The following is a 14,858-nucleotide window of genomic DNA, read 5'->3' as shown; positions in this document are numbered from 1 at the left end:
ATACTTGCTCGCCTCCGTCAAAGTCAGGGTTGACTGTTCCCTCATTCCATGAGCACACCATTCGCTTCACCGGCTGCCCAGCCCGCACCCGTCTCGCTCCCCGTTTTCCCCCGCCCGTCCGCCGCCGATTTCGACGCGCCGGGCGCCTGCATGCCGCTTGCGCAGTTCGGCGTGATCGACGTGGCCGGCGACGACGCCGCGACGTTCCTGCACACCCAGCTCACCAACGACATCGAGCATCTCGATGCCGCGAGCGCGCGCCTGTCCGGCTATTGCTCGCCGAAGGGCCGCCTGCTCGCGTCGTTCCTCGCCTGGCGCGCCGGTCACGGCGTGCGCCTGCTCGTCTCGAAGGACGTCCAGGCCGCCGTGCAGAAACGGCTGTCGATGTTCGTGCTGCGCGCGAAGGCGAAACTGACGGACGCGAGCGACACGCTCGCGGTGGTCGGCTTCGCGGGCGACGTGCGCGAAGCGCTGTCGGGCATCTTCGACGCGCTGCCGGACGGCGTGCACGTAAAGGTCGACGGCCCGGCCGGGGCGCTGATCCGCGTCCCGGACGCGGCCGGCCGCAAGCGCTACCTGTGGATCGGGCCGCGCGCGGAAGTCGACGCGCGTCTCGCCGCGCTCGCCGGCACGCTGCCGGTCGTGTCGCCGGCCGTTTGGGACTGGCTCGACGTGCGCGCGGGCGAGCCGCGCATCACGCAGCCGGCCGTCGAACAGTTCGTGCCGCAAATGGTCAACTTCGACGTGATCGGCGCCGTTAACTTCAGGAAGGGGTGCTACCCGGGCCAGGAAATCGTCGCGCGCAGCCAGTACCGCGGCACGATCAAGCGCCGTACCGCGCTCGCGCACGTCGCCGGCGAGACCGACACCGTGCATGCCGGCGTCGAGCTGTTCCACAGCGACGACCCGGGCCAGCCGTGCGGGATGATCGTCAACGCGGCGGCCGCGCCCGCGGGCGGCGTCGACGCGCTGGTCGAGATCAAGCTGGCCGCGCTCGACAGCGGCACCGTGCACCTCGGTTCGGCCGACGGTCCGGCACTCGCGTTCGACGCGCTGCCGTACCCGTGGCCGACGGAAGCGTGACGCACTGACAACCCGGTCGCACGCCGGCTCGCACGATGCAGCCGGCGCCCGATGTTTCCTGCGAGAGATTCGCCCGATGTGTCTGATTGCCTTCGACTGGCAGCCCGATGCCGCCGCCGGTCCCGTCTTTACCCTGACCGCCAACCGCGATGAATTCTTTCGCCGTACGAGTGCGCCGCTTTCGTGGTGGGAGGATGTGCCGGGCGTGCTGGCCGGCCGCGATCTCGAAGCGGGCGGCACGTGGCTCGGCGTATCGCGCGACGGCCGCTTCGCGGCGCTGACCAATTACCGCGCGCCGTTCGACATTCGCGCGGGCGCGCCGACCCGCGGCAAGCTCGTGTCCGATTTCCTCCGCGGCCCGTCCGTCGCGCCGCTCGACTATCTCGGCGAGCTGGCCGAGCACGCGGCCGTGTACAACGGCTTCAACTTGCTGGTCGGCGACTGGAAGCGGCGCGAGCTCGCGTGGTTCTGCAACCGCGCGGCCGAAGGCGAAACCCGCGTCGCCGCGCCGGTCGCGATCGCCGCCGGCGTGCATGCGCTGTCGAATGCCCGGCTCGATACGCCCTGGCCCAAAGTCGTGCGCAAGCGCGCGGAACTCGGCACGCTGCTGACCGACAACCCGGCCCCGTCGCTCGACGAGCTGATCAAGCTGATGCGCGATCCGCATGTCGCGGACGACGACGCGCTGCCGCACACCGGCATTCCGATCGAGCGTGAGCGTGCGCTGTCGGCCGCGTTCATCGAGACACCCGAATACGGCACGCGCGGCACGACCGCGCTGCGCGTGACGATGAAGGAAGGCGTGCGCCTGACGGTCGACATCAAGGAACGCTGCGACGACGACGGCTCGCACCGCACCGTTCGCCCGGGCAGTTTCGAGCGTGCGTTCACGTTCGACATCGACGCGACGCCGCCGCGCTGAGCCTGCGGCGCGGGCGGCGCTACGGCGCGCGCGCCATCTCGACGTGCGGCACGCCGATTTCGACGAACGGCTCGCCGATTGCCGCGAAGCCGTGCCGCACGTAGAACGACACCGCGGCATCCTGCGCGTAAAGCCGCACGACCGGCTCGCCGCGATGCCGCGCCGCGTCCAGCAGCGCATGCAGCACGGCCGATCCGGCGCCCTGCCCGCGCGCGTCGGCCAGCACCGCGACGCGGCCGATCGTGCCGGTGCGCAGCAGCCGTCCCGTCGCGACCGCGCGGCGTGCGCCGGTCGCCGCATCGACCCGGTAGGCAACCGCGTGCAACGACAGCGGATCCTCGTCGTCCAGTTCCCATTCCGGCGGAATCCGCTGCTCGCGCACGAACACCGCATCGCGAATCCGTGCGGCATCGCCGCCCAGCACGGCCCAGTCGCCCGTTTCCACCCAGCCGTCGGTCATCGCTTCCTCCGCGCGGCGCCGGGCGCCGCCGCCGTCAAACGTCGTCGAATGCGGCCCTGAGCGCCGCCACCGCGTCGGCATGCGCGGCCCGCACCTCCGGCACGTAGCCGCCCATCTTGAAGAACTCGTGGATCATCCCCGGATAGCAGACCAGCGTAACCGTATTGCCGGCCGCGCGCAGCTTGTCCGCGTACGCGGCGCCCTCGTCGCTCAGCGGATCGTATTCGGCCGTCGCGATCCAGGCCGGCGCGACACCGGCGAACGACGGCGCGTCGCGCGTGCCGTCGAGCGGCGCGAAGCGCCAGTCGTCGCGGTCGGACCGATCGCGCAAGTATTGCGTGAAGAACCACTGGATCGTGTCCTGCGTCAGCAGGTAGCCGTTCGCGAGCCGTCCGTGGGATTCGGTGTCCTGGTGACCCGTCACGCCCGGATAGATCAGCAGTTGCAGCGCAAGCCCGATACCCGCGTCGCGCGCGAGCACCGCGCAGACCGTCGCGAGCGTGCCGCCCGCGCTGTCGCCGCCGACCGCGAGCCGCGTCGCATCGATGCCGAATGCGGCGGCCTCGCGATGCAGCCAGCGCAATGCATCGTCGGCGTCGTTCACCGCGGTCGGGAACCGGTGTTCGGGCGCAAGCCGGTAGTCGACCGACAACACCGCGCATTGCGCGTCGCGCGCGAACATCCGGCACAGCGCGTCGTGCGTATCGACGCTGCCGACCGTGAAGCCGCCGCCGTGGTAATAGACGAGCGCCGGCAGCGGTTCGGCGAGGCTCGGCTCGACCGGAAGGTACAGCCGCGCGCCGATCGAGCGGCCGTCGCGTGTCGGCACGACGCAGGCCTCGACCGAATGCATCGGCGCCGGCGCGACGTCGAGGATCGGCGCGCTCTTCTCGTACGCGGCGCGCGCCTGCTGCGCCGTCTGGTGGTGATAGGACGGACGTTTCGCGCGCTCGACCATGTCGAGCACCTGGGCAATCTTCGGATTCAGCGGCATCGGTGAGGACGGCGCGGGCGGCGCCGTGAGCGGACAAGCGTCACATGATGCCACGCCGAGCGGTGCCGGGCCGCCACGCAAAACGGCCCTGCCGGTGAAAAGGCAGGGCCGTTCGTCGAGGGCGCTTACGCGTCGCTCGGGCCGGGCTGCGCATCCGGCGCGGTGCGGGTGCGTTGCCGCTTGATGTCGCGGCCCACCGCGAGCCGCCGCATGTACTTGAACGTGCCGAGCGCCTTCGCGACGAAGTTGCCGTCGCTGTCGCGCACTTCGCCTTCGCAATACGCCATCGTCGTCGAACGATGCATCACGCGTCCGTATGCGCGCAACTCGCCGCGCCCGGGCTGCATGAAGTTCACCTTCATCTCGACCGTGACGACGCCGACGCCGTCGTCGGTCAGGCTGCGCGCGGCCATCGCGAGCGCGATGTCCGACAGCGTCATCGTCACGCCGCCGTGCGCGATGCTCCACGTGTTCATGTGCCGCTCGTCGAGCGGCAGCACGATCTCGCTCGCACCGTCCTTCGCGGACACGAGCCGCACGCCGAGCAGGTCGACGAACGGGCTTTCGATCGACGGGCCGGCCGCCGGGGATTTCGCGTCGCTCATCGTGCGCTGTCGGACAGGTAGTCGACGCACTGGCGCGATTCGGCCACCGCCACGATGAACTTCTTCACTTCCTGGTGAACCGGGTGCACCTGATACGCATCGAGCGCGGCCTGGTCCGTGAAATCGGACACGAGCACGACGTCGGACGTCGCTTCGAGGCCCGGCGTCGCGATGCCGACGTCGAGTTGCAGGATGCCCGGCACGAGGTCGCGGCAGCCTTCGAGCTTTTCCTTCAGCCTCAGCGCGTTCTGCGCGCGCGTGCCGCCCTCGGCCGATTCCTTCAGCTTCCACATGACGATGTGTCTAATCACTTCCGTTGCTCCTGTTCGTGTTGGTTCGGCGGTTCGCCCAGAACCTTGTCAGCCGGGTATCACACAGCCTGTTCATCGTTCGCTCACGTTCGTCGAAATCGCGCCCTGCCGGGAAAAAGCGGGTATCCAAGCCGGTACAAGTTCAAGACTCCAACCACGATACCCGCTTTTTCACCGTGCCACTTGCGGACGTCACGATTCGGCTAGCGAAAGCAGCCGACAAGCGTACCAAACTTGCCGGCGCGAATGGACGGCATCTTGAGATGCGCCCATCTGGCTAGAAGCGCTGACGGTATCGATACGGGATTGCCGGAAAGGAAATCGCATTCGCGATCGGCGAATCGCCCTCCGCATCCCGGTTGTAAGCCCCGCATGGCTGGCCGCCATCGCGAACCACGGTTCACGCGCCTCTCGGCAGGCGCACCTCGAATACTGTTTCCGTCGGATCGGACCGCGCGTCAATACGGCCGTGATGTGCCTTTGCGATTTCGCTGGCGATGTACAAGCCGAGCCCCAACCCGACATCGTCACTCGCACTTGCCGATTGGTCGGCTCCGCGCTGAAGGGGGTCGAAAATGCGCTCCAGCGTGAGTCGGTCCATCGCCGGCCCTCTATTCCCAACCTCGATGAGCACTTCCTTGTCAGCCGATACCGCCGTCACCCGCACCGGCGTTTTGGACGCGCCATACTTGATCGCGTTGCTCACCAAATTACTCAGCAATTGCTGCATGCGCTGATCGTCCCAGTCCCCCCGGAGGTCGCCGCTTACGTCGACCTCGATTTCCCGATCCGGATGAGCCGCCCGCAGTTCGTCAACCACATTGGCGAGCACACGTGCGAGATCGACATTGCGCGGAACAACGTTGATGCCCAGCCCGAGCTGGGTTCGATTGAAATCGCAGAGATCGTCAAGGAGGCCTTGCATGCGCCCCCCGCTTCTGATCAGCCGGGCCGCGGCCTCCGATACTTCCTCTCCCGCATTGAGCGCCGCCAGATAAGTCGCCGTGATCTGAATGGTCTGCAGCGGCGTGCGCATGTCGTGACCCAGCATGCCCAACAACAAGTTGCGAGCCTGCTCGACCTGCTCGGTAAAGAAAGCGACGGATTCCGCGAGCGCCTGATCGATCGCCTCGTTGAAACGAATCATGTCGTCCATGTGAGGCAGCCCCGGCTGGCACTCGTCGATCCACAGGCGCAACACACTGGCACGCAGCGCCCGATACTCGGCCGCCAACTGATTGATGTTGAAGCCTCTTCGGGCGCGCAGCACGGCATGCGTCTGCGCGGCGGTTTCCGTGGCGTTCACCGGCTCGGGCGCGCGCCCGAGCGATTTTTCGTGTTGCTCGTCCCGCGTTTGCGGGGTGCCGATGTCCTTGGCCACGGCCTCGAGGATCTGCCGTGAATGGTCGCGTAGCGCGAACGAGTCCATGCCCTTTGCGGCCGGTAACAGCGTGGCGGCAAACGCTTCCCACTGCACCAGGATCGACTCCATGTTCCGCACGATGAAATCAGCTAGTCGCATGTCGCCCCACATAACGAAATGAACGGTGGATGCTCCTGTGATACCGCACGAGATCACGCGAATACCAACGATCGAAGACGCTTACATGGCAAGCCGCGCGCAAACCCGTTGTCAGGTGCCCTCTATCGTATGGTGATTTGCCCGGCCCCAAGACGGGCCAGCGCGCGAAGCCGCAACCGCTAATGTGCAACAACTCGTGGTAACGCGAACTTCGTGGTTACCCGTCAAAGGCGCGGCTACGCCTGGCCATCAAAGCAACTTTCACGACCTGCGCTTCGCGTTTTTCGAATCGGCCATTGCCGCGCCCGCCACCGATCCCTTCGCACAACGGTCATGGCGGACGACATTGCAGTCGCCATGCGTTTCATGCATTGCCGATTAATCTTCGATTTGAAGCGCCATTTCGGATCAATCGACCGGTCGTTATCCAGATTCATTATTCATTTCGACGGAATTGCATCTTTTACCGGCTCACCGGGTAATAATTACGGAAATCAAATAAAACACATCGAAATTGATCGAGCATGATTGACTTTGGCTTTCATGAAAATCTAGAATCCCCTACAACATCTTTCATCTGATCTTTTTCAGCACCGACAGAGCCTCATCCTTCTCCCACCGAAAGTGTTCTCCATCGACTTCACCCGTTTCGTGACGGGTGGTGTGGGCTATCGTTTTCCATATTCAGCCTTTATCGCTCCCCCGATTAAAAAAGCGGTTCAATCCGCCCCGCAAGCATCACACCACGATTAATCCGGCATTTTCCGAATGCCTGCGACGCAGAACGAAGCGGATCGAGCCGTCCGCTCATCCGGGCATTTCGATAAAAAATCGCAGTCGTCAGGAGGGTCGTCATGAACGTGCATCGCTTCACGAAATCGCTGTGTCTGGGATTCATCTGCGCCGGCCTGCTCGCCGCCTGCAACGACGACGACGTCCGTTCAAACGACCCGCCACCCTCTTCCAGCGCCGCGCTGTCGTTCCGCATGGACGCCGGCGGGCAGATCAACGCGTTCTACCGGCAGGACAAGGTCGCGGCCCATCTGCTGGTGCGCTCGTCGACGAAGCCGCGTCTGCTTGTCGTGTTTCCGGCCGGCAACAGCGGCACCGGGCTGTGGTTCGACGACACCGCGCAGCCGGTGAACTGGAGCCTCGACACGCCACCGTCCGCACTGTCGGCACCCGACCCGCACGGCCGCCCGCTGTACGGCATCGGCGCCGACGTGTCGGTCGACACCGACACGCTGACGATCCGCCAGGGCGTGCTCAGCAACGTGCGCTTCCTGCGCGACTTCAACGGCGGCGCGACGATTCCGCCGGAGATCGTCACCGCCCCGACGATCCAGGGCAGCGCCGCGCAATGGCAGCGCGACCGGCTCGACCGCGCCCCCGGCTACGCACTGCGCATCACGCCGCGGGACGGCGGCAGCATCGCGACGGCCGCGGACGGCAAGCTGGTGCTGCGCGCGGCGGCCGGTACGCGCACGCTGAAGCTGCATGTCGACGCGCTGTCGGGCGAGACGCCGATGTCGCCGATCACGCGCGCCGACCTGCTCGCCCCGTCCGCGAATCCCGACCCGGTCAGCCAGAACGTGCTCGAATTCCTGAGCTTCCACGACAAGCTGCTGGCCGGCTCGTGGCAGTACGACACGTATTTCGGCCGCGACACGCTGATTTCGGTGCGCATGCTGATGCCGGTGCTCGAACCGGCGGCGATCGAGGCCGGCCTGACGTCGGTACTGAGCCGCCTGTCGAACGACGGCAAGGTCGCGCACGAGGAAGGCATCGGCGAATTCGCACTGGTCGACAACGCGAAGCACGGCCGGCCGAACGATGCGACGCCGACCTACGACTACAAGATGATCGACAGCGACTACCTGCTCGCGCCGATCGCGGCGGCGTGGCTGATCGACGACACGCGCGGCCAGGCGCGCGCGACCGCCTATCTCGCGCAGCGCGGCGGCGACGGTCAGACCAATGGCAGCCGGCTCGTCGTCAACCTGCTGAACGTCGCGGCGACCGCGCAGCCGTTCGCGCAGCAGCCGTCGGTTGCGAACCTGATCCACCTGCGGCCCGGCGAGATCGTCGGCAACTGGCGCGACAGCACCGACGGGCTCGGCGGCGGTGTCTATCCGTACGACGTGAACGCGGTGCTCGTGCCGGCCGCGCTGCGCGCGGCGAACGCGTTCCTCACGCGCGGCCTGCTCGATCCGTACCTGGACGCCGGGCAACGCGCGGCACTCGCGAACACGGCGGCCGAAGCGGCCACGTGGGAACGGCAGGCGCCGCCGCTGTTCCAGGTGAGCGTGCCGGCCGCACAGGCGACGACCGACGTGTCGGCGTATGCGCCGTCCGCCGGCGTACCGGCCGGCACCGCGCCGGGCGCGCCGCTCACGTTCTACGCGTTGTCGCTCGACCAGCAGGGCACGCCGGTTCCGGTGATGAATTCCGACGGCGGCTTCGCGCTGCTGTTCGGCACGCCGCCGGACGACGAACTCCAGCGCATCGTCGCCGACGTCACGCGGCCCTTCCCGACCGGGCTCGTCACCGATGTCGGGATGCTGATCGCGAATCCGGCGTATGCGAGCCAGGCACTGTGGCCGAAGTTCACGAGTTCCGCGTATCACGGCACCGTGATCTGGTCGTGGCAGCAGGCGATGTGGGTCGCCGGGCTCGATCGGCAACTCGCGCGCCAGGATCTGTCGGACACGACACGCGCGCTGCTGACGCAGGCACGGCAGACGATCTGGCAAGTGATCTCGAACGGGCGCGACATGCGCACGTCGGAGATGTGGACGTGGTCGTACGTGAACGGCCGGTATCAGACCGACGCGTTCGGCACGCGCAGCGCGGACGCGACCGAGGCCAATGCGGCGCAGCTGTGGAGTACGACGTATCTCGCGATTCGTGATCCGCAACTGCGGACCGGCAAGTACTGGTGGCAGGCGATGGAGCGGATGAAGGATGCGCAGCCACAGCAGGCGGCGGCCATCGCGGCTCGCCAGACGATGCACCAATGAAACGAAAGCCCCGCACGCACATTCGCGTACGGGGCTTCATTCAGGCCGGACGCAAACCGCGCGGACATCGCATCGCGCCGCCATTGCGCTGCATCCGAGCACACCACGCCGCCGGATGCGCGGCGCTCGTCCGTCAGTGCGCGACCACGCGATTGCGCCCGTCCCGCTTCGCCTGATACAAGCGTTCATCGACCGCGCGCAACAACGCATCGACCGTCCCGCCGTCGACCCCATACTGCGCGACGCCGACACTGACCGTCACCTGCACGCGCTTGAAATCCAGCCCGAACGGCGAACTCGCGATCGACGAACGCACGCGCTCGGCCGTCATGCGAGCACCCTCGAGCGGCATCTCGGGCAACAGCGCCATGAACTCCTCGCCGCCGACTCGCGCGAGCGCACCGGCCGGACGTATCGCCTCGAGACACTGGCGCACGACGCCGCGCAGCACCTCGTCGCCGATCTGATGCCCGTATGCATCGTTGATGTTCTTGAAGTTGTCGAGATCGAGCGCGAGCAGGCAAAACGGCGTGCCGTCGCGTTCCGCGCGCACGATCTCGCGCTCGACCTGCGCGATGAACTGGCGGCGGTTGGACGCGCCCGTCATCGGATCGGTCGCGGCCATGTATTCGAGCTTCTGGTTCGTGCGGCGCAGTTCCTGCAACGCACTCTCGGTGCGCGCCATCGATTCCGACAGCCGGCTCATTAGGTCTTCCTGGCTGTAGATCGCCGAGAACGAGCGCGTCGTCTGCAGCGCCTGCACGACGCCGTAGCTGAGCAGGAAGAACCCGCCCGCGAAGATCGCATGCGCGAGCCACCACATGTGATTCCACGGCTTGCCGAGGATGAACGCGAGCGACGACAGCGCGAACGCCATGATCGACACGCCGTAGATCACCATCAGCGGCGAGCGGATGCGCCGCGCGAGCAGCACGCCGACGTTCAGCAGCGAAAACACCAGCGCGCCGCCTTCCATCGACAGCCGCGTACCCGGCGCGCCGGCGACCGGCGAATAGGCGATGTACGCAACCGCGACGTTGATGGTCACGAACAACACGACCCACGGCAGCCACGTGCGCGCGCGCGTACGCTTCTCCGCTCGATCGGGCGGCTGCGAATACGACAGCAGGCCCGTGAGCAGCAGGATCGACATCACGAGGCGCGAGGCGGGCCCGTACAGCAGGAACAGCCAGATGTTGTGGTGCGCCATCCCGGTGAACAGACCGTGCAGCGCGTAGATCATCGCGAAGCCGAGAAAGCCGAGCGTCAGCCAGCGCAGCAGCGGCTCGCCGGACGACCGGTAGCACACCCACGTCACGTAGGTGACGAACGCGCCTTCGAGGGTCGCGGCCGCGATCGCGATTTCATGGAATGCGTGGTTCTCGAACACGACGTGCGGGTCGCTGAAGAACCACAGATAGGCAATCAGATAGGCCGGCAGCAATGCAAAACCGACCAGCAGGCATTTCGCGTAGAGCCTCGCGGCCGCGCTGACGACGCGCGGCGGTTCCCCGGCTGCATAGGTCGTGCTCAATTTGGTCCCCGTTTCGGTCTGCTGCGTGGTTCGAACGCCCACGGTGCCGGAAACGCGCGATGCATCGTCTTCGCCGGCTACCGGAAACGCGTCACGTGCGCCGGTACGACGCACGCGTTGGCCCATCCCGCCGAAAGGCAAATGTCAGAGCAAGTATAGGTGCGGCAAATCGTTTGACAAGTAAGGGGAAACGGCAGCATCGAATGCATGGCGTTTGCTTCCTGTTTCTTACGAATCGCCCACGGATTTCGCCGATTCGCATCGCGGCCGCGGTTTCGGTCCCCCGAAAGCCGCGGCCGCCCCTCCTGCGCACAAATATCAGACGATTTCGAACAGGCCGGCAGCCCCCTGCCCGCCGCCGATGCACATCGTGACGACCGCGTATTTCACGCCGCGCCGCTTGCCTTCGATCAGCGCATGGCCGGTCAGGCGCGCACCCGACACGCCGTACGGATGGCCGACCGCGATCGCGCCGCCGTTCACGTTCAGGCGGTCGTCAGGAATCCCGAGCGTGTCGCGGCAGTACAGCACTTGCACCGCGAACGCTTCGTTGAGCTCCCACAGGCCGATGTCGTCGACCGTCAGCCCCGCCTGCTTCAGCAGCTTCGGCACCGCGAACACCGGGCCGATGCCCATCTCGTCCGGCTCGCAACCGGCGACCGCGAAACCGCGGAACACGCCGAGCGGCTGCAGCCCTTCGCGCTGCGCGACATCCGCGTTCATCACCATGCACGCCGACGCGCCGTCCGAAAACTGGCTCGCGTTGCCCGCGGTGATCACGCCGCCCGGCACGGCCGAACGGATCTTCGCTACGCCCTCGAGCGTCGTGTCGGGCCGGATGCCCTCGTCGGCCGACACCGTCACGTCCTGCGTGAACAGCCGGCCCGTCGCCTTGTCGGCGATGCCTGCCCGCACGGTGATCGGCACGATCTCGTCGTTGAAGCGCCCGGCTTCCTGCGCGGCCGCGGCGCGCAGCTGCGAGCGCACACCGTACTCGTCCTGCCGCTCCTTCGCGATCCCGTAGCGCTTTGCGACGTTCTCGGCCGTCTGGAGCATGTTCCAGTAGATCTCCGGCTTGTGCTCGACGAGCCAGCCCTCCTGGATCATGTGCCGGTTCATCTCGTTCTGCACGCACGAGATCGATTCGACGCCGCCCGCGACATACACGTCGCCCTCGCCCGCGATGATCCGCTGTGCGGCGAGCGCGATGGTCTGCAGCCCGGACGAGCAGAAACGGTTCACCGTCATCCCCGGCACGCTCACCGGCAGCCCGGCGCGCAGCGCGATCTGCCGCGCGATGTTCGCGCCGGTCGCGCCTTCGGGGTTCGCGCAGCCCATGATCACGTCCTCGATGCGCGCGGGGTCCAGCTTCGCGCGTTCGAGCGCGGCCGCGACCACGTGGCCGCCGAGCGTCGCGCCGTGCGTCATGTTGAATGCGCCGCGCCACGATTTCGCGAGCGGCGTGCGTGCGGTCGATACGATTACGGCTTCGGTCATGCGAGTCTCCTTCGGTCCTGCTTCATGTCCTGAATCGGATAGGAATGCGCTACGCCGTCGGGCGCGCGCCCGCGGACGTCACATGTGCGACGCCCGCCGCCTGCATCTGTTGCCATGCGTGCGCGAGCGACCCGTTCAGGTCGATCGCACGGCATGCGTCGTTGATCACGGCCGCCTCGAAGCCGGCCGCGCGCGCATCGAGCGCGGACCACGCGACGCAATAGTCGGTCGCGAGCCCGCAGCACCACACGCGCTTCGCGCCGAGCTCGCGCAGGTAGCCGGCGAGCCCCGTGCGCGTCGTGCGATCGGCTTCGACGAACGCGGAATAGCTGTCGACCTGCGCGTCGCCGCCCTTGCGGATCACGAGCCGCGCGTGCGGAATGTCGAGGTCGCGATGCAGCGCCGCGCCCTCGGTGTCCTGCACGCAGTGCACGGGCCACAGCACCTGCTCGCCGTACGGCAGCGCGAGCGTGGAAAACGGCTCGCGGCCGGGATGGTTCGCCGCGAACGACACGTGTTCGCGCGGGTGCCAGTCCTGCGTCAGCACGACCTGGTCGAAACGTTGCGCGAGCGCGTTGATCACCGGCACGACCGCGTCGCCGTCCGGCACCGCGAGTGCGCCGCCCGGCATGAAGTCGTACTGCACGTCGATCACGAGCAACACGTCGTCAGTGCGTTTCATTGCGTTTCTCCTTGCAAGCCTGGCCGCGCGGTCACGCGGGCCGTCAGCCGTTGAACCCGCGCCCGGCCCTGGCGAGCTCGACGATCGACGGCGCGAGCTGCCACGCGTCGCCGTTCGGCGCGGCCGCATAGCGGCGGATCGCGCGCTCGACGTTGTAGAGGCCGACCATGTCCGCATACAGCATCGGGCCGCCCCGCCACAGCGGGAACCCGTAACCGGTCAGATAGACCATGTCGATGTCGGACGCCTTCGACGCAATCTTCTCCTCGAGGATCTTCGCGCCTTCGTTGACGAGCGCGAACACGAGCCGCTCGACGATCTCGTCGTCGCCGATCTTGCGCCGCTCGACGCCGCGCTCCTTCGAATACGCGACGACCATCTCGTCGACGAGCGCCGACGGCTTCGCCTTGCGCTCGCCCGGCACGTAGTCGTACCAGCCGCCGCCCGTCTTCTGGCCGAAACGGCCCTGCTCGCACAGGCGGTCGGCGATCTTCGAGTAGTGCAGATCGGGTTTCTCGACGTAGCGGCGCTTGCGGATCGCCCAGCCGATGTCGTTGCCGGCGAGGTCGCTCATCCGGAACGGGCCCATCGCGAAACCGAACGTCTCGATCGCGCGATCGACCTGTGCGGGCAGCGCGCCTTCCTCGAGCATGAAGAGCGCCTGGCGGATGTACTGCTCGATCATCCGGTTGCCGATGAAGCCGTCGCACACGCCCGACACCACCGCCGTCTTGCGGATCTTCTTGGCGACCGCCATCACGGTCGCGAGCACGTCCTTCGCGGTCTGTGCGCCGCGCACGACCTCGAGCAGCTTCATCACGTTGGCCGGGCTGAAGAAGTGCATGCCGACCACGTCCTGCGGACGCTTCGTGAACGCGGCGATCTTGTCGACATCGAGCGTCGACGTGTTCGACGCGAGGATCGCACCGGGCTTCGCCACCGCGTCGAGCCGGCCGAACACCTGCTCCTTCACGCCGAGTTCCTCGAACACGGCCTCGACGATCAGGTCCGCGTCCTTCAGGTCGTCGTAGGACAGCGTCGGCGTGATCAGCGCCATGCGCGCGTCGAGCTTCTGCTGCGTGAGCTTGCCCTTCTTCACCTGCGCGTCGTAGTTCTTGCGGATCGTGGCGAGGCCGCGGTCGAGCGCGTCCTGCTTCGTCTCGAGCAGCGTGACGGGCAGGCCCGCGTTGACGAAGTTCATCGCGATCCCGCCGCCCATCGTGCCCGCGCCGATCACGCCGACGCGGCGGATCTCGCGCACCGGCGTATCGGCCGGCACGTCGGGAATCTTGCTCGCCGCGCGCTCGCCGAAGAACGCGTGCCGCAGCGCGCGGCTTTCCGGCGTCATCATCAGCGCGACGAAACCGTCGCGTTCGGCGACGCTGCCCTTGTCGAAGCCGTTCAGCACGCCGGCCTCGATCGCGTCGATGCACTTGTGCGGCGCGGGGAAATTCGGCGCGGCGGCCCGCGCGGAATTGCGCGCGAACTGGATGAAGCCCGCGGCATTGTCGTGGACGATCCTGCGATCGCGCACGCGCGGATGCGGCCCCTGCTGCGCGCCGGCCTTGCGCGCGAACGCGACGGCCGCGTCGAGCAGGTCGCCGTCGGCCATCGCGTCGAACAGCCCGCTGTTCGCGAGCTGCTCCGACGGCACCGGCGCGCCCGACACGATCATGTTCAGCGCGGTTTCGAGGCCCACCGCACGTGGCAGGCGCTGCGTGCCGCCCGCACCCGGCAACAGGCCGAGCTTCACTTCGGGCAGCGCGACCTGCGCACCGGGCGCCGCGACGCGATAGTGCGCGCCGAGCGCGAGCTCGAGGCCGCCGCCCATCACGACGCTGTGCAGCGCCGCGACGACCGGCTTCGCGCTCGCCTCCACCGCGCGGATCACGGTGTGCAGCGTCGGCTCCTGCAGGGCCTTCGGGGTATTGAATTCGGTGATGTCGGCGCCGCCCGAGAACGCGCGGCCCGCGCCGGTCAGCACGATCGCCGTGACCGACGGATCCTGCGCGGCACGATCGAGCGCGTCCATGACGCCCTGGCGCGTCGACAGGCCGAGCCCGTTGACCGGCGGATTGTTGAGCGTGATGACGGCCACGCCGTCGCGAGTCGAGTAATCCACTGCCATCTGCCTGCCTCCATGCATCGCGCGCCGGGGTGGCTGCGCTTCATTGTGCGCGGTCGAACGGCCGCATGTCCGGATCGAACGGAGGCAGCATACAACGAAA

The 14,858-nt window shown here is 67.2% G+C and carries 13 protein-coding genes; 3 read left to right on the top strand and 10 right to left on the bottom strand.

Annotated elements, in window-relative coordinates; genetic code table 11:
• The first annotated feature begins 48 nt into the window (after positions 1–48).
• Positions 49–1,083 carry a CAF17-like 4Fe-4S cluster assembly/insertion protein YgfZ gene (gene ygfZ, locus PL79_RS19340; RefSeq protein WP_044843653.1) on the top strand — a complete coding sequence of 345 codons (1,035 nt, stop codon included), beginning with the start codon at positions 49–51 and terminating at the stop codon, positions 1,081–1,083.
• A gap of 76 nt (positions 1,084–1,159) precedes the next feature.
• A complete protein-coding gene (locus PL79_RS19335; protein WP_044843654.1) occupies positions 1,160–2,005 on the top strand; it encodes an NRDE family protein in 846 nt (281 codons plus the stop codon).
• 19 nt (positions 2,006–2,024) lie between these two features.
• On the opposite strand, the gene PL79_RS19330 is transcribed toward PL79_RS19335, so the two are convergent.
• The 6 genes from PL79_RS19330 to PL79_RS36180 form a co-directional block, all read right to left on the bottom strand.
• Positions 2,025–2,465, bottom strand: coding sequence for a GNAT family N-acetyltransferase (locus PL79_RS19330; protein ID WP_044843655.1), 441 nt, complete (start codon positions 2,463–2,465; stop codon positions 2,025–2,027).
• A gap of 34 nt (positions 2,466–2,499) precedes the next feature.
• A complete protein-coding gene (locus PL79_RS19325) occupies positions 2,500–3,459 on the bottom strand; it encodes an alpha/beta hydrolase (protein ID WP_044843656.1) in 960 nt (319 codons plus the stop codon).
• A 125-nt stretch (positions 3,460–3,584) separates the two neighbouring features.
• Positions 3,585–4,064, bottom strand: coding sequence for a PaaI family thioesterase (locus tag PL79_RS19320; RefSeq protein ID WP_044843657.1), 480 nt, complete (start codon positions 4,062–4,064; stop codon positions 3,585–3,587).
• Entirely contained in the window at positions 4,061–4,375 is a 315-nt protein-coding gene (locus tag PL79_RS19315; RefSeq protein ID WP_044843658.1) for a Dabb family protein, read from the bottom strand. The genes PL79_RS19320 and PL79_RS19315 overlap by 4 nt, the downstream gene beginning before the upstream one ends.
• Before the next feature lie 400 nt (positions 4,376–4,775).
• Entirely contained in the window at positions 4,776–5,897 is a 1,122-nt protein-coding gene (locus PL79_RS19310) for a sensor histidine kinase (RefSeq protein WP_044843777.1), read from the bottom strand.
• Between the two features lie 706 nt (positions 5,898–6,603).
• Complete coding sequence (locus PL79_RS36180; RefSeq protein ID WP_193759857.1) at positions 6,604–6,753, bottom strand: hypothetical protein; 150 nt, start codon at positions 6,751–6,753, stop codon at positions 6,604–6,606.
• A gap of 4 nt (positions 6,754–6,757) precedes the next feature.
• Between PL79_RS36180 and PL79_RS19305 the strand changes: the two genes are divergently transcribed.
• Positions 6,758–8,917 carry a hypothetical protein gene (locus PL79_RS19305; protein WP_044843778.1) on the top strand — a complete coding sequence of 720 codons (2,160 nt, stop codon included), beginning with the start codon at positions 6,758–6,760 and terminating at the stop codon, positions 8,915–8,917.
• A gap of 133 nt (positions 8,918–9,050) precedes the next feature.
• On the opposite strand, the gene PL79_RS19300 is transcribed toward PL79_RS19305, so the two are convergent.
• The 4 genes from PL79_RS19300 to PL79_RS19285 all read right to left on the bottom strand — a co-directional run bounded on the left by PL79_RS19300 (position 9,051) and on the right by PL79_RS19285 (position 14,758).
• The gene (locus tag PL79_RS19300; RefSeq protein WP_044843779.1) at positions 9,051–10,451 is read right to left on the bottom strand and encodes a sensor domain-containing diguanylate cyclase; all 1,401 of its coding nucleotides are present in this window, start codon (positions 10,449–10,451) and stop codon (positions 9,051–9,053) included.
• Positions 10,452–10,769: 318 nt separating this feature from the next.
• On the bottom strand, positions 10,770–11,948 hold the full coding sequence (locus PL79_RS19295) for an acetyl-CoA C-acyltransferase (protein ID WP_044843659.1): 1,179 nt from the start codon (positions 11,946–11,948) through the stop codon (positions 10,770–10,772).
• 49 nt (positions 11,949–11,997) lie between these two features.
• Positions 11,998–12,630, bottom strand: a complete 633-nt coding sequence (gene pncA, locus PL79_RS19290; RefSeq protein ID WP_044843660.1) for a bifunctional nicotinamidase/pyrazinamidase — start codon at positions 12,628–12,630, stop codon at positions 11,998–12,000.
• Between the two features lie 43 nt (positions 12,631–12,673).
• Complete coding sequence (locus tag PL79_RS19285) at positions 12,674–14,758, bottom strand: 3-hydroxyacyl-CoA dehydrogenase NAD-binding domain-containing protein (protein ID WP_044843661.1); 2,085 nt, start codon at positions 14,756–14,758, stop codon at positions 12,674–12,676.
• Positions 14,759–14,858 lie beyond the last annotated feature (100 nt).

This window comes from Burkholderia sp. USMB20 (assembly GCF_000949135.2).
In the GTDB taxonomy this organism is placed as follows: domain Bacteria; phylum Pseudomonadota; class Gammaproteobacteria; order Burkholderiales; family Burkholderiaceae; genus Burkholderia.
This window is presented reverse-complemented; position numbering and strand designations above follow the sequence as displayed.

Coding starts and splice junctions, on each gene's coding strand:
- PL79_RS19295 (WP_044843659.1), bottom strand. CDS start 11,948: ATGACCGAAGCCGTAATCGTATCGACCGCACGCACGCCGCTCGCGAAA.
- ygfZ (WP_044843653.1), top strand. CDS start 49: ATGAGCACACCATTCGCTTCACCGGCTGCCCAGCCCGCACCCGTCTCG.
- PL79_RS19310 (WP_044843777.1), bottom strand. CDS start 5,897: ATGCGACTAGCTGATTTCATCGTGCGGAACATGGAGTCGATCCTGGTG.
- PL79_RS19330 (WP_044843655.1), bottom strand. CDS start 2,465: ATGACCGACGGCTGGGTGGAAACGGGCGACTGGGCCGTGCTGGGCGGC.
- PL79_RS36180 (WP_193759857.1), bottom strand. CDS start 6,753: ATGACGACCCTCCTGACGACTGCGATTTTTTATCGAAATGCCCGGATG.
- PL79_RS19320 (WP_044843657.1), bottom strand. CDS start 4,064: ATGAGCGACGCGAAATCCCCGGCGGCCGGCCCGTCGATCGAAAGCCCG.
- pncA (WP_044843660.1), bottom strand. CDS start 12,630: ATGAAACGCACTGACGACGTGTTGCTCGTGATCGACGTGCAGTACGAC.
- PL79_RS19285 (WP_044843661.1), bottom strand. CDS start 14,758: ATGGCAGTGGATTACTCGACTCGCGACGGCGTGGCCGTCATCACGCTC.
- PL79_RS19335 (WP_044843654.1), top strand. CDS start 1,160: ATGTGTCTGATTGCCTTCGACTGGCAGCCCGATGCCGCCGCCGGTCCC.
- PL79_RS19325 (WP_044843656.1), bottom strand. CDS start 3,459: ATGCCGCTGAATCCGAAGATTGCCCAGGTGCTCGACATGGTCGAGCGC.